Annotated in this window: 20 protein-coding genes, 1 tRNA gene and 1 pseudogene; 3 read left to right on the top strand and 19 right to left on the bottom strand. The window is 69.0% G+C overall.

Going from position 1 to position 16,234, the window contains the following annotated elements; all coding sequences use genetic code 11:
• Window positions 1-27: 27 nt before the first annotated feature.
• The 10 genes from G6N30_RS06800 to G6N30_RS06755 form a co-directional block, all read right to left on the bottom strand.
• A complete protein-coding gene (locus tag G6N30_RS06800; protein ID WP_134060970.1) occupies window positions 28-399 on the bottom strand; it encodes a hypothetical protein in 372 nt (123 codons plus the stop codon).
• Window positions 396-596 carry a hypothetical protein gene (locus G6N30_RS06795; protein ID WP_134060971.1) on the bottom strand — a complete coding sequence of 67 codons (201 nt, stop codon included), beginning with the start codon at window positions 594-596 and terminating at the stop codon, window positions 396-398. Before G6N30_RS06795 ends, G6N30_RS06800 begins: the two co-directional genes overlap by 4 nt.
• Window positions 596-1,438, bottom strand: coding sequence for a phage major capsid protein (locus tag G6N30_RS06790; protein WP_134060972.1), 843 nt, complete (start codon window positions 1,436-1,438; stop codon window positions 596-598). The genes G6N30_RS06795 and G6N30_RS06790 overlap by 1 nt, the downstream gene beginning before the upstream one ends.
• A 142-nt stretch (window positions 1,439-1,580) precedes the next feature.
• Complete coding sequence (locus tag G6N30_RS06785) at window positions 1,581-2,063, bottom strand: hypothetical protein (RefSeq protein ID WP_134060973.1); 483 nt, start codon at window positions 2,061-2,063, stop codon at window positions 1,581-1,583.
• On the bottom strand, window positions 2,060-2,407 hold the full coding sequence (locus tag G6N30_RS06780) for a hypothetical protein (RefSeq protein ID WP_134060974.1): 348 nt from the start codon (window positions 2,405-2,407) through the stop codon (window positions 2,060-2,062). Before G6N30_RS06780 ends, G6N30_RS06785 begins: the two co-directional genes overlap by 4 nt.
• Window positions 2,404-2,799, bottom strand: a complete 396-nt coding sequence (locus G6N30_RS06775) for a hypothetical protein (protein WP_134060975.1) — start codon at window positions 2,797-2,799, stop codon at window positions 2,404-2,406. The genes G6N30_RS06780 and G6N30_RS06775 overlap by 4 nt, the downstream gene beginning before the upstream one ends.
• Entirely contained in the window at window positions 2,796-2,969 is a 174-nt protein-coding gene (locus G6N30_RS06770) for a hypothetical protein (protein ID WP_163687445.1), read from the bottom strand. The genes G6N30_RS06775 and G6N30_RS06770 overlap by 4 nt, the downstream gene beginning before the upstream one ends.
• Window positions 2,966-3,262 carry a hypothetical protein gene (locus G6N30_RS06765; RefSeq protein WP_134060976.1) on the bottom strand — a complete coding sequence of 99 codons (297 nt, stop codon included), beginning with the start codon at window positions 3,260-3,262 and terminating at the stop codon, window positions 2,966-2,968. The genes G6N30_RS06770 and G6N30_RS06765 overlap by 4 nt, the downstream gene beginning before the upstream one ends.
• 230 nt (window positions 3,263-3,492) lie before the next feature.
• Window positions 3,493-4,626 (bottom strand): AAA family ATPase, encoded by a 1,134-nt coding sequence (locus G6N30_RS06760; RefSeq protein WP_134060977.1) that lies wholly within the window; start codon window positions 4,624-4,626, stop codon window positions 3,493-3,495.
• 259 nt (window positions 4,627-4,885) lie between these two features.
• Window positions 4,886-5,086, bottom strand: a complete 201-nt coding sequence (locus tag G6N30_RS06755; protein ID WP_197906164.1) for a helix-turn-helix domain-containing protein — start codon at window positions 5,084-5,086, stop codon at window positions 4,886-4,888.
• 179 nt (window positions 5,087-5,265) lie between these two features.
• Between G6N30_RS06755 and G6N30_RS06750 the strand changes: the two genes are divergently transcribed.
• Window positions 5,266-5,895 carry a hypothetical protein gene (locus G6N30_RS06750; RefSeq protein ID WP_163687441.1) on the top strand — a complete coding sequence of 210 codons (630 nt, stop codon included), beginning with the start codon at window positions 5,266-5,268 and terminating at the stop codon, window positions 5,893-5,895.
• Between the two features lie 2 nt (window positions 5,896-5,897).
• A complete protein-coding gene (locus tag G6N30_RS06745; RefSeq protein WP_134060979.1) occupies window positions 5,898-7,070 on the top strand; it encodes a tyrosine-type recombinase/integrase in 1,173 nt (390 codons plus the stop codon).
• Between the two features lie 93 nt (window positions 7,071-7,163).
• Here G6N30_RS06745 and G6N30_RS06740 read toward each other — a convergent pair.
• Window positions 7,164-7,237, bottom strand: a tRNA-Pro gene (locus tag G6N30_RS06740).
• A 216-nt stretch (window positions 7,238-7,453) separates the two neighbouring features.
• Here G6N30_RS06740 and G6N30_RS06735 point away from each other — a divergent pair.
• Window positions 7,454-8,944, top strand: a pseudogene (locus G6N30_RS06735) (cryptochrome/photolyase family protein).
• Here the strand turns inward: G6N30_RS06735 and G6N30_RS06730 are convergent.
• The 8 genes from G6N30_RS06730 to G6N30_RS06695 form a co-directional block, all read right to left on the bottom strand.
• Window positions 8,941-9,708: a sulfite exporter TauE/SafE family protein gene (locus tag G6N30_RS06730; RefSeq protein WP_179965608.1), complete on the bottom strand. Its 768-nt coding sequence runs from the start codon at window positions 9,706-9,708 to the stop codon at window positions 8,941-8,943. The pseudogene G6N30_RS06735 and the gene G6N30_RS06730 overlap by 4 nt on opposite strands.
• 49 nt (window positions 9,709-9,757) lie before the next feature.
• Window positions 9,758-10,696, bottom strand: a complete 939-nt coding sequence (locus G6N30_RS06725) for a sulfite exporter TauE/SafE family protein (protein ID WP_134060981.1) — start codon at window positions 10,694-10,696, stop codon at window positions 9,758-9,760.
• 209 nt (window positions 10,697-10,905) lie between these two features.
• Window positions 10,906-12,333 (bottom strand): ribosome biogenesis GTPase Der, encoded by a 1,428-nt coding sequence (gene der, locus G6N30_RS06720; protein WP_134060982.1) that lies wholly within the window; start codon window positions 12,331-12,333, stop codon window positions 10,906-10,908.
• Window positions 12,330-13,004, bottom strand: coding sequence for a (d)CMP kinase (gene cmk, locus G6N30_RS06715; RefSeq protein ID WP_276027554.1), 675 nt, complete (start codon window positions 13,002-13,004; stop codon window positions 12,330-12,332). The genes der and cmk overlap by 4 nt, the downstream gene beginning before the upstream one ends.
• An 8-nt stretch (window positions 13,005-13,012) precedes the next feature.
• The gene (locus G6N30_RS06710) at window positions 13,013-13,756 is read right to left on the bottom strand and encodes a pseudouridine synthase (protein WP_134060984.1); all 744 of its coding nucleotides are present in this window, start codon (window positions 13,754-13,756) and stop codon (window positions 13,013-13,015) included.
• Complete coding sequence (gene scpB, locus G6N30_RS06705; RefSeq protein WP_134060985.1) at window positions 13,753-14,448, bottom strand: SMC-Scp complex subunit ScpB; 696 nt, start codon at window positions 14,446-14,448, stop codon at window positions 13,753-13,755. Before scpB ends, G6N30_RS06710 begins: the two co-directional genes overlap by 4 nt.
• The gene (locus G6N30_RS06700) at window positions 14,445-15,272 is read right to left on the bottom strand and encodes a segregation/condensation protein A (protein ID WP_134060986.1); all 828 of its coding nucleotides are present in this window, start codon (window positions 15,270-15,272) and stop codon (window positions 14,445-14,447) included. The genes scpB and G6N30_RS06700 overlap by 4 nt, the downstream gene beginning before the upstream one ends.
• Window positions 15,269-16,141 carry a ParA family protein gene (locus tag G6N30_RS06695; RefSeq protein ID WP_134060987.1) on the bottom strand — a complete coding sequence of 291 codons (873 nt, stop codon included), beginning with the start codon at window positions 16,139-16,141 and terminating at the stop codon, window positions 15,269-15,271. Before G6N30_RS06695 ends, G6N30_RS06700 begins: the two co-directional genes overlap by 4 nt.
• Window positions 16,142-16,234: the final 93 nt, after the last annotated feature.

The following is a 16,234-nucleotide window of genomic DNA, read 5'->3' as shown; positions in this document are numbered from 1 at the left end:
GTTTGACGCCGGGCCGCCAACGTTCGGTCAGCGCCGCCAGGTGACGCGCAGTCCTTGCCGCCGGGCTTGCGCCTCGATGGCGCGCCGATAGTTCGCGGACTGCTGCCGCTGCGCGGCTGCGGCGCGGGCCTGTTCCCGCTGCGCAGCCTGCACCCGTGCCCGCTGCGCCGCCTCGATCTGCGCCTTGAGCTGTTTCGCGTCGACGGGGCCGCCGTTCCGGAAGCCGGGCAGGTAATGCTCGAGGACGTCACCCCACGTCGGTTGTCGCCGCGGTGGCGGCGGGCCGGACGATCGGGCGCGGCTGGTGTCGATCCTGATGCCGGGGTTGAACTGGCCGGTCTGTGGGGCTGGCCGTCGATTGCCGGTCGGATCTGGTGTCGGGCTCACGTTCCAGGTCATGCCGGCGCCCCTTTGCCGTCGAGGGCGTCGCCGGCGGCGTAGGTGATCCAGCCGTGGCGAAGCCAGGTCAATGCCAACTCGACGGGCACGTCTTCGACGGTGCCGGTGCGCTGCTCGCCTCGCAGATACACCGCGTGTGGTTCGGCGACTTCGACGGTCACTCGGCCCTGTCGCGGCGGTGTCCGTTTCCTGGTCATCAGGCGCTCGTGGTGATGCGGACGATGGTGGCGGGCGCGGGGAAGCCGAACCCGATGCGCAGGATGGCGCGGATCGCGACACGGTCCGAAGTGAAGAACACCGACTTGTCGCTCTCGACCTCGGCCTGCTCACGAATCACCATGTGCGCGTACGGCTGCGAGATGCCCCACACCGCGTTGGCGGTGGTGGTGACGTACGGCGACGTCAGCAGCGGAATGCCGAGGATCTGCCGCCGGCCCGGCTGCGTCGGGTCGGGTCCGAGCAGCGGCTTGTTCGAGCCGGTGGCCTCCTTGACCTTGGCGAGCGTCTTGGCGGTGGCCGGGTTGGTCACCCACGCGGTGATGTTGCCGTTGAACGCGGCCGCGGTGTAGATCGCGTCGCTGAAGGGGTCGACGTTGGCGTAGGCGGATCCGGCGTCGACAGTGCTGATGCCGGAGACGCCGGGGATGCCGCCGGGGCCGTTGGTGGTGGTGGCAGTGAACAGCGCCTGATCGACCTTGCGGACCAGATCGCGGACGATGCCTTGGCCGACGACGTCGGCCGCCGCGGGGCTCGAGTCGTTGGCGAGCTCGCGGGTGATCGCCGACAGTGCGGCCAACTTGCTCGGGGTGACGGTGACTTCGTCGACGTCGGCGTCGGAGACGGCGATCTCGGCGCCCTCCGCGGTCCACGATGCGGACGGGTCCGCCGCGACGACGGGAATGCGGTATTCGTGCGTGCCGGTGACGACCGAGGTGAGGACCTGGCCGGCGACGGACTCCGCGATGAGCGGAACGATGACGAGGTTGTGCACCTGTGCCGGGGTGAGGATCGGCGCGAAGGTGGTGGTATTCGAAGGCATGAGGACTCCAAAGGGTGAGTGTTCTTGCACTGCAACGGATTTGAGAAGGTCCGCGGCTCACCTGGAGTCGTGCGGCTGGGCGCCTGGCCCGAGCTGGTGACGCCGGTTCGGTCCAACCGGCTTCCCGGCGTCACCAGCGATTCTATCGGATGACGGCGGCCCACCCGGGCGACTCGCCTGGGACGGCGCTGCTGTACTGGCCCCACGTGGCGTGCCGGCTCGGGAGGGTGGCGCCCTTCGCGAGGCCGGGTCGCGACTCGACGAGCGCGGCGGCCGCGGCGCGCACGGCGTTCTCGTCGACGTCGCCGTCGTCGGTGTAGAACTCGGACAATTCCGCGTGGCCCAGCTCCCACAGGTCGCCGGGCACCTCGAGCACGTCGGCGACGACCGCCTCGCACTCGCGACGCTGGTAGCCCGCGACGCGCTCGGCGAGAGCGTCGCGTTCGGCCTCGGTCTCCCGCAGTCGGACGCGCCACCGCGCGGCCTCAGAGTTCGGCGACTCCTGTTCGGGTTCGGGCTGTTCGGGTTCCGGCGTCTCCAGTGTCGGGTCGGGTGTGCCGGGCTCCGGTGACGGGTCGGGCTGCGGCTGCTCGGCTGTCGGCGTGGTGTCGGCGGGTTGAGTCATGCTGCTGTTCCTCCTGGTGTGGTGTTCTCGAGTTGCGGCCACCGGCGGCGGCGCAGAGTCTCGGTGATGAATTGCACGCGGGTTTCGAGTTCGGCCGGCAGCGTGTAGCCGAGGTGTTCGAGCAGCGCGCGCTCGGTATCGGTGGCTGGCCTGGTGTAGCCCCACACGCGCCGACCGTGATACGGATCGAATTCGCGCGTGTGCCTTACTCGGCCGCTGGCGCGGCGGTCGAAGTCAGCCGCCTGCGTGGCGTCTTCGGCGCGTTGCAGGTCGTCGGGCAGGTGCTCGAACACCAGCCACCCGCGGCGGTCGCCGACGCGCTGCGCTCCGATGCTGTCGGTCATGACTGGGCCTCCGAGGTGACCTGGGTGAGCCAGCGGTCGAGCACGTCGTCGACGGTGTGGTCGCCAAAGTCGCGGCCGGCGCCGTGGTCGAGCGCAGCGGCGATCGCCGTGCGCAGCCAGCCGGCGAGCTGCAGCGTGGTGCTGTGCGGGTCGCAGTGCTTGAGCAGTACGGCCGTCGTGTCCTCGTCGCCGCGCAGGAACGCTCGGGCGATGAGTAACGCGTCGACCGGGGCGCGGCCGGTCACCGCGGCGCGGCGCTGCCGGTCGATCTCGCCCAGCCGGAGCAACTCGACCTCGCAGGCCAGGCTGCAATCCATGCAGCGCCCGAAGCCGGAGTCCGGGTCGGTCGGGTTGGTGCAGCCTTTCAGGCCGCACGGGTCAGGTTGTGTCATGGCGCTTCTCCTTCAATGTCGTTGACGGCGGCGGTCAGTTGGTTGGCGAAGCGTCGGGCTTCCTCGACGGCCAAGTCGAAGGTGAGGCCGGCGAGAGTGACGGCGATCGGCCGTCCCGCTTCGGCGGTCGTGCGTACTTGAGGCTGAAAGATCCGGCGGCGCAGTCTCACCGGGTCACCTCCACGGTGGTGGCCCGACCTTGTGGCCGTACGAAGATGCGACCGGCGACGACGCCGGCGGGCCGCTGCTGCGGACGCAACCCGTCGACCCACCGCGCACATGGCTGCAGTGCGGGGCAGCGTCGGCAGTCCGCCGCGGCGGCGTTCAACCGGTCCTCGGCGGCCGGGTCGGCGGCCACGTATGGCTCGGGGAGATCGAACTGCTCGTATCGCCCGCGGCAGCGTGCACCGTCGAGGGTGGGGATGGCGCCGAGGTGTTCGGCGAGATTCAGCCACGTACTCACGAGGCGGTCGCTCCTGTTCTGTCGGTTCCGGGCTGGCTGGCCCGTCCCGCGTCCCGCACCCCCTCTTAAGAGGGGGGTGTGCGGGGACACGTTGGGACGGGCGCGTGTCCCGGTGTGTCCCCGCACCATTGGGGACACGTTTGACGTGCGGTTTTCGCATCCGCCAGGAAACGCCGCCCGGGACACGCCTTTCAGGTGTGTCCCCGAGCAATCGGGGACACATTGGGCGGTCATATCAGCGCCTCCTGTGTGTCCCCGCTCGATCGGGGACACGTTTGGCCGGCGTTCTTCCGGGCCTTCACCGCGGCCGAGATGACGTCGTTGCGGAACTTGTGTCCCTTCGTGCGCAGCGCAACTCGCGCCTTGCGTGCGCCGGTATCAGCGGGCAGCCGAAGTTGAATCATCGCTTCGATGCACTGACCGATGCGTTGCCGCTCGGTGGGTGACAGTTCGGGGGGCCGGGCAATGTGGCGCAGATGCGGGTCGCTGTCGCGGATGAGGCGCAGCCGGTCGGGATGGGCGCTGCCGCGCTGCCGCTCGAGGGTGAGATCGATGTACGCCTCGCCGTCGGGCCCAGGTGACTGGCTGAGCTGCCAGACCACGTCCACGTCGTCGTTCTTCGCGCTCGATCCGCGCGCGCTGATGTTGGCGCCCTTGCCGCGATGGTCCAGCCGCACGACGGCGCGGTGCGCCGCCTTGAGTGGCTGCAGTGTGTGCCGGTAGAGCGCGCGGAAGGTGTCAGCGGAGTTCTCCTCGCCGGCCACCACACGGGAGACCGTGTCGATGATCACCAGGGCGGCATCGTGGTGCTCGGCGACGGCGACGATGTCGGCGCCGCCGGCGGGGTGGTCCAGCGGTGGCAGCGAGGGAAACGACAGGTACCGCAGGTTCCCGAGATCGCCGGGGCCGTAGCCCATGTCGCGTAGTCGCTCGGTGAGGTCGTCGCGGGAGTTCTCGAGGTCGACGTAGAGAACCCGCGCCGGCACTTGTGGCGCGTTGCCGAGCGCCGATCGGCCGGTGGCTATCGCGGCGGCCACATCGAGCATCAGCAGCGACTTGCCGGCCTTGGCTGGCGACACCAGAGAGTAAGACTGCCCTCGCGCGACGAGGTCGGGTACCAGCCAGTCGATGTCGTCGGGCGCGCCTTCGAACAGGCGGTGCCAATCGACAGTCGGATACCGCTTGTGCGCCGGCGTTGCCGTTTGGGAGACGCTCCGCAGATGACCGTTCCTGCTGCGGCGCGGATCATCAGGGGGCTCGGGTGGGCCGGGGTCGTCGGCGGGCCATGGCGGCGCAGCGTCGAGCGGAGCGTATGCGCCGCTCTCGACGAGAGCCCTACCGGCGGCCGCGTCATAGTCGCTCATCGCCACCTCGGAAACAGCGGGTCGCGGTGGCCCGATTCGAGCGGAGGCAGGCGTAGCGCCGCTTCACGGCGTCGGCGAAGGCGGCTCCGCGGGTCCTGCGGTGCGCTGCTGCGGCTTGTGCACCAGTCGCGGTAGAGCTCCGCGGCGTCGTCATCGGTTGTAGACTCGGCGTCACTGAGTGGTGTGGTGACCGCTTCGACGCTGGTCGGGTCTGTGGGGGCCCGGCCTTCGTCGTGTAGGGGCCCCGTTCTGTTGTTGATCATGCGATTTCCGCCGTACTGAGCCGATCGACGTAGTCCTCGATGCTCTTGGCGGTGATGAAGGCACGTCGGCCGATCTTCACCCGAACCAGCTCGTTGCGGTTGACCAGTTCGTGCATGGTCGTGCGGCCGATGCCACCGAGCGCGATGCGCGCCTCCTCATAGGGAACGATCAGCCTGTCTGCCGTCTCTCCAGTCACCGTTACTCCTGTTGTTCGCCGGACACCGCCCAGAATCAAGCGGCTATTGACATACTCACGTTGATTGTCATACTTGTCTATGACAATCCGGTCCGGACTTGGTGGCAGGGAGGGTGACAATGGCGAATCGGCGAGAACGTGTTCAGCAGAATCGAACTCACGACGATCGCATGGTTGATATGACCTTGAGCGAGGTGACGGCTCAACTGGACGGATATGCCAGCGAAGGCGAGTTCAAGTCCGATGCGCAGTTTGTGGTGCGGCTGCCATTCGGGCAAGCCATCTACGAATTTGGCAGCCTGACTGCGCTCGCGCCGAAAATCTACGTTCCGCGCATCGTGTTCGTGGACTTCTCGGCCGATGTCAATGCACCACTTCGCCGGCTCAAAATCGAGATTGTCGACGGCGTTCCGCAGTGCGTCGAGATCCGGGTCGCAGCCCGGCCAGGCGGGCGCGGTCTGCGCTCAATTGACCTCGACGCTATCGATGTTGCCGGGTGGGTGGAAGACATCATGACCGAGTGCATCTGGCACGAGGGTCCGGACGGCCGCCGACTACCTCGAGCCGGTCTCGCGGACGGCCGAAAAGCAGTTCGCGCGGCGCAGCGTGCGGGCCACCGCACCGTCACGCCCGAACTTCTGGCAGAGGTCGCGCGCATCTATCGGGCCAATGTCGACGGCAAGCCGATCAAGGCGATCAGTGCAGAGTTCGGCCTTGGTGAGCGAACCGCCGCTCGGTACGTGCAGATGTGCCGCAGCGATAAGTACGGATTGCTACCCAAGACTGAACGCGGTAAGCGGAGAGCCTGACGATGTCGAAGAACGCTAACGGTGAGGGCTCGATCTACAAACGGGTGCGCGACGGAAAACCGGTCCGCTACGAGGGCGCGATCTCCTACCTCGACGAAACCGGCCAGACGAAGCGCCACACGGTGTACGGCCGAACTCGCCAGGACGTGCGGGACAAGCTGAAGCAGGCACGGGAACGGCTCGAGGCTGGCGGCCCGGTGAAGGATGCGACCCGCACAGTCGGCGACTGGCTCGCGTATTGGCGAGTCACCACGCTCGCCGCCTCCGACCGCAAAGAATCCACCCGAGACCTCTACGGCAACCTCTCCCGACGACACCTGGAGGCGGCACCGTTCGGCGCCATCCGTCTCGACCGCCTCAAGCCCTCCGACGTCGAGGCGCTGGTGCTGTCGATGCGTTCGAAGACGAAGGGCGAGCCGCCGCGGCGAGCCCTGTCGGACTCGACGATCCGGCAGACGTACACGGTGCTGCGCTCGGCGCTCGACGGCGCCGTGCGCGACGGACTGTTGGCGCGCAATCCTGCCGCGTCGGTGAAGCGGCCAGGCGTCGAACGGCGCGAAGCCCGACACCTGGACGCTGCCGACGTGACGCGGGTGCTGCAGGCGGCGGCCGACTCGCGGTACCACTCCGCACTGGTACTGATCGCGTCGACCGGCCTGCGCAAGGGTGAGGCGCTGGCGTTGTCGTGGGACCGCGTGGACCTCGCCGCCGGGACGCTGAAGGTGACAGCCACTCTGGGCCGGGTCGGCAACCGGCTGGTGATCACTGAGCCGAAGACGGCACGGTCACGGCGAACCGTCCCGCTCTCCCCCGCCGTGGTGGCGATGCTTCGCAAGCACAAGGCGGCCCAGGCCGCCGAGCGGCTGCGGGCGGCGAACCAGTGGCAGGACTCGGGCCTGGTGTTCACCACCGAACTCGGCGGGGCGGTGGACCCGCGCAACCTCCTGCGCGTCATCGAGGTCGCCGCCAAGGCGGCCGGCGTCACAGACGTCGGGGTGCACACCCTGCGGCACTCGGCTGCAGTGGCGTGGCTCGAGCGCGGCGTACACATCAAGGCCGTCGCGGACCTTCTCGGCCACTCGTCCATCGCCATCACGGGCGACGTCTACGGGCATACGAGTGACACCACGGCGCGCGCGGCGGTCGACGGTTTGACCGAGGCGCTCGGACTGTGAGCGCCCGGGTTGCTGTACCGGTTGCTGTACATACCCCACCGCGGTATGAGGAAAGGCGGCTCCGGATCTCTCCGAAACCGCCTCTGACCTGCGTCGGGCTGACAGGATTTGAACCTGCGACCACTTGACCCCCAGTCAAGTGCGCTACCAAGCTGCGCCACAGCCCGTTGCCGCGGGATTGCTCCTGCGGCAGCACGTGAGCCTACCGCACCGGTGGCCCGCGATCCCAACCGCTTCCCGGTCGTGCGGTTCCATACGCGACACGCCGCGGAAGGCGTATGAGGTCGCACACTCGAGCGTGCGTCGAGCCGAAGTTCGAACCATTCCGTGACCACCCGCCGCAACGCCGCACCCCGACGCACGCCGGCTCGTAGCGTCGATGAATGACCGGTGTACGCGACGACACCCCGCTGTGGCTCTTCGCCGACCAACTCGGGCCGGCCGTCCACGGCGGCGAACACGCTCACCGCGAGGTGCTGCTCATCGAGGCCACCTCGGCGCTGCGCAAGCGCCGCTACCACCGCCAGAAGCTGCACCTGGTCCTGTCGGCGCTGCGCCATGCCGACCGCGACCTCGGCGACCGCGCCACCCTCCTGCGGTCCGACAACTACACCGAGGCACTGAGGCGGTTCGGCCGACCGGTGCTCGTCCACCAGCCGACGTCCTTCGCCGCCGAGAAGTTCGTTCACCGCCTCGAACAGCAGGGCCTGGTCGCCGACGTCCTGCCCACCCCGACGTTCGCCCTCCCCCGCGCCGAGTTCGAGCTGTGGGCCGGCGCCCGCACCCGATTCCGCATGGAGGACTTCTACCGCGATCAGCGCCGCCGCTTCGACGTGCTGATGCAGGGCGACGAACCGGTCGGCAACCGGTAAAACTTCGACGAGGAGAACCGCGAACCGCCGCCGAAGAAGCAGACCGGCCTCGCCGTGCCCGCGCCCTACCAGCCGCACGAGGACGACATCGACGCCGAAGTCCGCCGCGACCTCGACCGCATGGACCTCGACACCGTCGGTGCCGACGGCCCGCGCCTGTTCGCCGTGACGCCGACCGAAGCACGAAAAGCCCTCAAACGCTTCGTCGAGCACCGCCTACCCACGTTCGGCCGCTACGAGGACGCCATGATGGGCCAGGACTGGGCGATGTCGCACTCGCTGCTGTCGGTGCCGCTCAACCTCGGCGTGCTGCACCCCCTCGACGCCGTACACGCCGCCGAACAGGCCTACCGCACCCAGCAGGCGCCGCTGGCCGCCGTCGAGGGCTTCATCCGGCAAATCCTCGGCTGGCGCGAATACATGTGGCACCTCTACTGGCATTTCGGCGAGGACTACGTCGACAACAACGAACTGTCCGCCCACGCACCGCTTCCCGACTGGTGGGCCGACCTCGACGCCGACGCCGTCACCGCCGAATGCCTGCGCCACGCCCTGATGGGTGTGCGTGACCGCGGCTGGACCCACCACATCCAGCGGCTGATGGTGCTCGGCAACCACGCCCTGCAGCGCGGCTACAACCCTCGTGAGCTGACCGAGTGGTTCGCCACCGCCTACGTCGACGGCTTCCGCTGGGTGATGCCGACCAACGTCGTCGGCATGAGCCAGCACGCCGACGGCGGCCGGCTCGCCACCAAGCCCTACGCCGCCGGCGGTGCGTACATCAACAAGATGAGCGACCACTGCGGTGACTGTGCGTACGACCCCAAGAAGCGGCTCGGCGAGAACGCCTGCCCGTTCACCGCCGGTTACTGGACCTTCGTGCACCGCCACCAGAGCCGGCTCGCCCGCAACAACCGCACCCGCCGCGTCGTGCAGAACATGGAGCGCCTGGGCGACCTCGAGGACGTGCTCACCCAGGAGAAGTCTCGACGGACGTTCTAGACCGTCACCAGTCGCCACAACCCGATCAGGCCGACGACGACGATGACCGCGCGCAACGCGTTCGGCGAGAGCCGACGGCCGTAGTGCGCGCCGAGGAAACCACCGATCAGTGAGCCGATCGCGATGAGACCAGCCGCCGCCCAACTGATCCGGTCGAAGGCGACCACCGTGTACGCGACGGCCGCCACGATGTTGACGATCAGCGACAGCAGGTTCTTCGCCGCGTTCATCCGCTGCATGTCCTCGGGCAGCAGCGCGCCCATCACCGCGATCAGCAGGATGCCCTGTGCGGCGGTGAAATAGCCGCCGTAGACGCCGACCGCGAAGGTGCCTGCGACCAGCGCCAGCATCCGGCCCCGCGAGATGACGTCGACGGAGCGGCCCTGTGCGTCGGCCCGCCTGCGCGCCCACGCCTGGATGCGCGGTCCGAGGACGACCAGGAGCAGTGCGGCGATCAGCAGCACCGGCACGACTGCGACGAAGACCTTCTCCGGCAGGTGCAGCAGCAGCCACGCCCCGGCCAGCGCTCCGAGCAACGAGCCGGGGATCTGCCACCGGAGGCGGTGCCACTGACCGCGCAACTCTCGGCGGTACCCCCAGGTGCCCGACACTCCCCCGGCGACCAGGCCGATCGCGTTCGACATGGTCGACGTGACCGGCGGATAGCCGAGCGCGACCAGGGTCGGGAAGGTGATCAGCGTGCCGGAACCCACGACCGCGTTGATGGCGCCTGCCCCGACACCGGCCAGGGCGATGAGGACCATATCGATGACGGGCACCCGGAAACCCTAGTGGCTACCGCTCGGACCGGCCTCAGCGCACCTCGTCCGCTGTTTCGGTCGGCCGTTCGACGACGATGACCTCGGCTTCCAGCTCACGCGGGACGTAGGCCGGAGCGCGCATGATCCGCCAGGCCAGCGCCAGGAAGATCGCCCATGCCACCACGATCACCGCGTAGATGAACGTCGACCACGGCCAGCCGATGCCGAAGTAGTGCACCAGTTTCTGGGAGTTGGTGAGCACGATGACGCCGCCGACCGCGGTGCCGAGCATCGCGGGGCTGATCCGGCTGACCAGCCAGGCTGCGACGGGCGCGGCGATCACCCCGCCGATCGCCAATGCGAGGACCACGCCGAGATTGTCGAAGAACTCGTCGCGCAGCCCGACCAGGAAGCCCAGCGAGGCGGACAGCGCCACCAGGAACTCCGACGCGCTGACCGATCCGATCACCGTCCGCGGCGCCGTCTTGCCACTGGAGAGCAGGGTGCTGCTGGTGACCGGTCCCCATCCGCCGCCACCGGAGGCGTCGATGAACCCCCCGAACAGGCCGAGCGGGGCAAGGAATTTGGCCGTGTGCTGGGTGCGGCTCCCGCCGATGACCGGTGGGGTCCGCAACGAGAACCGCAGGAGCACGTAGAGACCGATGCACAGCAAGATCGCCGCCATCAGCGGCGCGGCGTTCTCGGTCGACAGCGCCGACAGCACGGTGGCGCCGAGGAATGCGCCGACCGCGCCCGGGACGCCGAGCTTGGCGACGATCGCCCAGTCGATGTTCTTGAACCGCCAGTGCGAGATGCCCGACGCCAGCGTGGTGCCCATCTCGGCCAGGTGCACCGCGGCGCTGGCCTGCGCGGCGGCCACCCCGGACAGGACGAGCAGGGTCGACGCGGTGACACCGAATGCCATGCCGAGTGCACCGTCGACGAGCTGGGCGCCGACCCCGACGAGGGCGATGATGAGGAGCGAACGCATGGGTCCGGCTTTCGACTCGGCGGCGCCTGAGGAAGGCAGCCTGAACTAGCAGTGGGCGCGTGTCAGGGACGCGGACAACACCACTCGTCGAAAGCCATCAACCGGCGCGACGGCCAGAAGGGCTGCAGGGCGCAGGCATGGGAGGGTGCGGCACGAAAGGCGCGTTCAGCCACCGTCGTCCCCTCCTTCCGTCTGCGGTTCAGCTCACTCTACTGGCGCGACTTCGAGCCGCGCTTCTCGCGTACCCGCACGTTGATCCGGATCGGGCTGCCTTCGAAACCGAACGTCTCGCGCAGCCGCCGCTCGAGGAACCGACGGTAGCCCGCTTCGAGGAAGCCGCTGGTGAACAGCACGAAGGTGGGAGGCCGGGAGGTGGCCTGCGTGGCGAACAGGATGCGGGGCTGTTTCCCGCCACGCACCGGCGGCGGGGTGGCCGCCACGATCTCCTTGAAGAACGTGTTCAACCGGCCCGTCGGGATGCGCGCATCCCACGACTGCAGTGAGGTCTCCAAAGCGGGGACGAGTTTCTGCACGGCCCGCCCGGTCATCGCCGAGATGTTGACCCGTGGCGCCCACTGCACCTGCGCCAGTTCGCGGTCGATCTCACGGTCCAGAACGTAGCGGCGGTCCTCGTCGACCAGATCCCACTTGTTGAACGCCAGCACCAGCGCACGGCCGGCCTCGATGACCATCGAGAGCACCCGCTGGTCCTGTTCGGTGAGCGGTTGGGAGGCGTCGATCAGCACCAACACGACCTCCGCGGCGTCGATGGCGCCGTGGGTGCGCACCGAGGCGTAGAACTCGTGGCCGCTGGCCTGACCCACCTTGCGGCGCAGACCCGCGGTGTCGACGAACCGCCACGTCTTGCCGCCCAGTTCGATCAGCGAGTCGACGGGGTCGACCGTCGTGCCCGCGACGTCGTGCACGACCGACCGCTCGTCGCCGGCGAGCCGGTTGAGCAGCGAACTCTTCCCGACATTGGGCTTTCCGACCAGTGCGACGCGGCGCGGCCCGCCGCCACCGCCGCCGACCTCGGACACCTCGGGCAGCTTCTCGAGCACCCGGTCGAGCAGGTCGGCGACCCCGCGCCCGTGGATGGCGCTCACCGGGTTCGGTTCGCCGATGCCCAGCGACCACAGCGCGGCCGCATCGGCCTCGCCGCGCTCGGTGTCGACCTTGTTGGCGGCGAGGAACACCGGTTTCCCCGACTTGCGCAGCATGCGGGCGGCGGCCTCGTCGGCGGCCGTTGCGCCGACGACCGCGTCGACGACCAGGATGATCGCGTCCGCGGTCCGCATCGCGACGGTGGCTTGATCGGCCACCAGCTGCTGCAGGCCCTTCGCGTCGGGTTCCCAGCCGCCGGTGTCCTGGACGACGAAGCGCCGTCCCGACCACGTGGCGTCGTAGGACACCCGGTCACGGGTCACGCCGGGGATGTCCTGCACGACCGCTTCGCGCCGGCCCAGGATCCGGTTCACCAGCGTCGACTTGCCGACGTTGGGCCTGCCGACGACGGCTACCACCGGCGGCGGCGCTGCGGCTTCCTCGATCGCCTCGGCGATGTCTTCTTCGGCGTCGTCGGCCCACTGGCCCCAGTCCCGTTCGTCGACCCAGGTGCCGTCCTCGGGTGATGTCATCGTCGCGCTCCTGCCCGCTGGTGCACGAGGTCCTGCAGGTGTGCGACCACGTCGGTTTCGGTCATCTCGCTGGTGTCGACCACCAGCGCGTCGTCGGCGGCGCGCAGCGGCGAGACCGCCCGGGTGGAGTCCAGATGGTCGCGGCGCCGGACGTCGGCCAGCACGGTGGCGTAGTCGTCGGCCAGGCCGTTGGCGACGTTCTGGTCGTTGCGCCGGTGGGCGCGCACCTCCGCGGAGGCGGTGAGGAAGATCTTCACGTCGGCGTCGGGCAGCACCACCGTACCGATGTCGCGTCCCTCGACGACGACGCTGTCCGGCCCGTCGGACAGCCGGCGCTGCAGCTCCACCAGCCGCGCCCGCACCGCCGGCACGGCCGACACGGCCGACACCGCCGAGGTGACGGCGTCACCGCGGATCTCGGTCGAGACGTCTTCTCCGGCAAGGTAAGACCGGTCCTCGTCCGGGTCGTAGCCGACCGCGAGGTCGACGTCGTCGACGGCCGCGGCCACCGCGTCGGTGTCGGCGGGGTCGATACCGGAGCGCAGCACCGCCAGCGTCACGATCCGGTACATGGCGCCGGTGTCGAGGTACCGTGCACCCAGGGCCCGCGCCAAACCCCTTGAGACCGATGACTTTCCGGTTCCGGCGGGACCGTCGACGGCGATCACCATCCCGTCAGTCACATTCCCACCGCCTTGTACAGTTCACCGATCTCCTTGCGCGTCAACGCCCGGATGCTGCCGGGGCGCTGCTCGCCGAGCGACACCGCTCCGATGTCGGTGCGCACCAGCTCCTGCACCGGGAATCCGACCGACGCCAACAGTCGACGAACGATACGCTTGCGGCCCTCGTGCAGCGTCACCCGGACCATCGACCGACCGGGCAGTGCGTCGACCACCGCGAAATCGTCGACCCGGGCGGGGCCGTCGTCCAACTCCACCCCCGCGCGCAACTTCTTGCCCAGACCGCGCGGCACGGTGCCCAGCACCGTCGCGACGTAGGTCTTCGGCACCTCGTAGGACGGATGCATCAACCGGTGCGCCAGCTCGCCGTCGTTCGTCAGCAGCATCAGCCCCTCGGTGTCCGCGTCGAGGCGGCCGACATGGAACAGCCCCTTGTTGCCACGTACGCGGTGCTCGACGAGATCACCGATGCAGGGCCGCCCCCGGTCGTCGGACATCGTCGAGTGCATCCCGCGCGGCTTGTTGATCGCCAGGTGCACCAGCGTGTCGTCGAGCAGGACGCGGGTGCCGTCGACGCGGATGTCGGATTCGACGGGATCCACGCGGGTGCCGAGTTCGGTGACGATGTGGCCGTCGACCTCGACGCGGCCGTCGAGGATCATCCTCTCCGCCACGCGTCGCGACGCGATTCCGGCCTGCGACAACACTTTCTGCAGTCGGACACCATCGGGTTCTGTCATCGGTCATCCTTGTCCACGTCGAAGGACATCGGCTGTCCGGTGGGTGCGGGCGTGCCGCCCAGTTTGGCGAATCTCGGTTCGTCGCCGAGGGACTCGCTCAGGTCGTCGATCACGTCCACGTCGGGCAGTAGCGGTGCGATATCGGGCAGCTCGGCGAGCGAGGACAACCCGAGCCGTTCGAGGAACAGCTCGGTGGTGGCGAACGTCACCGCGCCCGAGTCGGGGTCGGTGCCGGCCTCGGTGATCAGCCCGCGCGCCAGCAGCGTGCGCATCACCGCGTCGACGTTGACCCCGCGCACCGCGCTGACCCGTGCACGCGTCACGGGCTGGCGGTAGGCGACGACGGCCAGCGTCTCGAGCGCCGCACGGGTGAGTTTGGAGCGGGCGCCGTCGAGCAGCAGCCGCTCGACGTAGGGGGCGTAACGCGCCCGGGTGTACATCCGCCAGCCGCCGCCCGCCTCGCGCAGGTCGATGCCGCTGTCGCGGGCCGCCAGCTCCGCGGCCATCTCGGTCAGGGTGGTGACGATCCGGTAGCCGGGCTGGTCGGTCACCGCCGCCAGTTGGTCGACGGTCGCCGGGGTGTCCACGACCAGGAGCAGCGCTTCGAGCACATGGCGCAGTTCGGAATCGTCGAGCTCGGGGACGGTCGCGACGTCGACGCCGAGGTTGCCATCGGAGGTCTCGTCGGTCATTGCTCTCGTTGTTCTCCCGCGTCGACGGTTGCCAGTTGTTCGTTGGTCGGCCGGTCCCCGGTCCACGAAACCTGGAGCACACCAAGCGGTTCTGCCTGGTCGAATGCTACCGCCCGCGCCCGGTACAGCTCGAGCAGCGCCAGGAAGCGGCCGACGATCTCGATACCGCCCTCGCAGTCGGCGACCAGATCGGTGAACGTGGCCCACTCGCCGACGCCGCGCTGTTCGAGCAGCGACAGCAGTCTCTTGGCCTGTTCGGGCACCGAAACCGCCTGCACGTGCAGGTGATCGGTGCGCACGACCGGTACCGGCCGCGGGGTGAACGCCGACGCCGCGATCTCGGCGAACGCCTCCGCGTCGACCCCGAGCATGACCTCGGGCAGCAGTTCGCTGTAGCGCGGCTCCAGCGACACCGCACGCGGATAGCTGCGCAGCGCGGCGGCCTCGAGTTCGGCGAACATCACCGCGACGTGTTTGAACGCCCGGTACTGCAGCAGCCGCGCGAACAGCAGATCCCGCACTTCCAGCAGTGCGAGGTCCTCTTCGTCGTGCACCTCCCCGGCCGGCAGCAGGCGGGCGGCCTTGAGGTCGAGCAGCGTGGCGGCGATCACCAGGAACGCCGTCGTCTCGTCGAGCTCGAGCTGCCGGCCGATGGCCTTGGTGTAGGCGATGAAGTCGTCGGTGACCTGGTGCAGCGCGACCTCGGTCACGTCGAGGCGGTGGGCGAAGATCAGCTGCAGCAGCAGGTCGAACGGCCCCTCGAAATTGTTCAGCCGAACCTGGAACCCGTTCTTGTCTGGCTGGTCGTGGTCCTCGGTGCTCACGCGCCGAACCGGTCGATGACTTCCCGTGCCAACGCCCGGTAAGCCTCCGCGCCGGCCGACTTCGGCGCCCACGAGGTGATCGGCTCGCCGGCGACGCTGGTCTCCGGGAAGCGCACCGTGCGGGTGATGACGGTGTCGAACACCAGGTCGCCGAACCGCTCGACCACCCGGGCCATGACCTCGCGCGCGTTCACGGTGCGCGGGTCGTAGCGGGTGACCAGGATGCCGCTGATGTCGAGTTTCGGGTTGAGCCGGTCGCGGACCTTGTCGACGGTGTCGGTGAGCAGCGCTAGTCCGCGCAGCGAGAAGTACTCGCATTCGGTCGGGATGATCACCCCGTCGCTGCAGGCCAGGCCGTTGACGGTGAGCAGCCCGAGCGAGGGCTGACAGTCGATGAGCACGTAGTCGTAGCGGTCGAGCACCGGGTACAGCGCCCGGCCCAGCGTCTGCTCGCGGCCGACCTCGTTGACCAGCTGGATCTCTGCGGCCGACAGGTCGATGTTGCTGGGCACCAGGTCGAGGCCGTTGACGCGGGTCTTGATCAGCACCTCGTCGATGGACACCCTCGGTTCGACCAGCAGGTTGTGCACGGTGTGGTCGAGTTCGTAGTGCGGTACGCCCAGCCCCGCCGACAGCGCGCCCTGCGGGTCCAGGTCGACCAGCAGCACCCGGCGTCCGTATTCGGCCAGGCTGGCGCCCAGGTTGATCGTCGAGGTGGTCTTGCCGACGCCACCCTTCTGGTTGCACATCGCGATGACCTTGGCCGGTCCGTGCGTGCTGCGGGGTGCGGGTTCGGGGATCGAGCGGTGCGGCCGTCCGGTCAGGCCCGTCGCCACCGGCGCGTCGGCTCCTGCGGGCTCAGTGGTCATGCCGGACCGCCGCGGGCCGGGCACTCCATACGCAGGGCGAACATCCGGTTGAGTTTAACGTCGCGGGGGTGTCGCCATGGGCAGACCCGCGCA

This window comes from Mycolicibacterium litorale (assembly GCF_010731695.1).
In the GTDB taxonomy this organism is placed as follows: Bacteria; Actinomycetota; Actinomycetes; order Mycobacteriales; family Mycobacteriaceae; genus Mycobacterium; species Mycobacterium litorale.
Note: the sequence above shows the minus strand (reverse complement) of the source record. Positions and strands in the feature narration are given on the sequence as shown.

Bases quoted from the DNA above. Each gene is read 5' to 3' on its own strand.
- G6N30_RS06800 (WP_134060970.1), bottom strand. From the start codon at position 399: ATGACCTGGAACGTGAGCCCGACACCAGATCCGACCGGCAATCGACGG.
- G6N30_RS06775 (WP_134060975.1), bottom strand. From the start codon at position 2,799: ATGACACAACCTGACCCGTGCGGCCTGAAAGGCTGCACCAACCCGACC.
- cmk (WP_276027554.1), bottom strand. From the start codon at position 13,004: ATGGTGATCGCCGTCGACGGTCCCGCCGGAACCGGAAAGTCATCGGTC.
- G6N30_RS06750 (WP_163687441.1), top strand. From the start codon at position 5,266: ATGACCTTGAGCGAGGTGACGGCTCAACTGGACGGATATGCCAGCGAA.
- G6N30_RS06725 (WP_134060981.1), bottom strand. From the start codon at position 10,696: ATGCGTTCGCTCCTCATCATCGCCCTCGTCGGGGTCGGCGCCCAGCTC.
- G6N30_RS06790 (WP_134060972.1), bottom strand. From the start codon at position 1,438: ATGCCTTCGAATACCACCACCTTCGCGCCGATCCTCACCCCGGCACAG.
- G6N30_RS06785 (WP_134060973.1), bottom strand. From the start codon at position 2,063: ATGACTCAACCCGCCGACACCACGCCGACAGCCGAGCAGCCGCAGCCC.
- G6N30_RS06760 (WP_134060977.1), bottom strand. From the start codon at position 4,626: ATGAGCGACTATGACGCGGCCGCCGGTAGGGCTCTCGTCGAGAGCGGC.
- G6N30_RS06745 (WP_134060979.1), top strand. From the start codon at position 5,898: ATGTCGAAGAACGCTAACGGTGAGGGCTCGATCTACAAACGGGTGCGC.
- G6N30_RS06710 (WP_134060984.1), bottom strand. From the start codon at position 13,756: ATGACAGAACCCGATGGTGTCCGACTGCAGAAAGTGTTGTCGCAGGCC.
- G6N30_RS06730 (WP_179965608.1), bottom strand. From the start codon at position 9,708: ATGGTCCTCATCGCCCTGGCCGGTGTCGGGGCAGGCGCCATCAACGCG.
- G6N30_RS06780 (WP_134060974.1), bottom strand. From the start codon at position 2,407: ATGACCGACAGCATCGGAGCGCAGCGCGTCGGCGACCGCCGCGGGTGG.
- scpB (WP_134060985.1), bottom strand. From the start codon at position 14,448: ATGACCGACGAGACCTCCGATGGCAACCTCGGCGTCGACGTCGCGACC.
- G6N30_RS06795 (WP_134060971.1), bottom strand. From the start codon at position 596: ATGACCAGGAAACGGACACCGCCGCGACAGGGCCGAGTGACCGTCGAA.
- G6N30_RS06695 (WP_134060987.1), bottom strand. From the start codon at position 16,141: ATGACCACTGAGCCCGCAGGAGCCGACGCGCCGGTGGCGACGGGCCTG.
- der (WP_134060982.1), bottom strand. From the start codon at position 12,333: ATGACATCACCCGAGGACGGCACCTGGGTCGACGAACGGGACTGGGGC.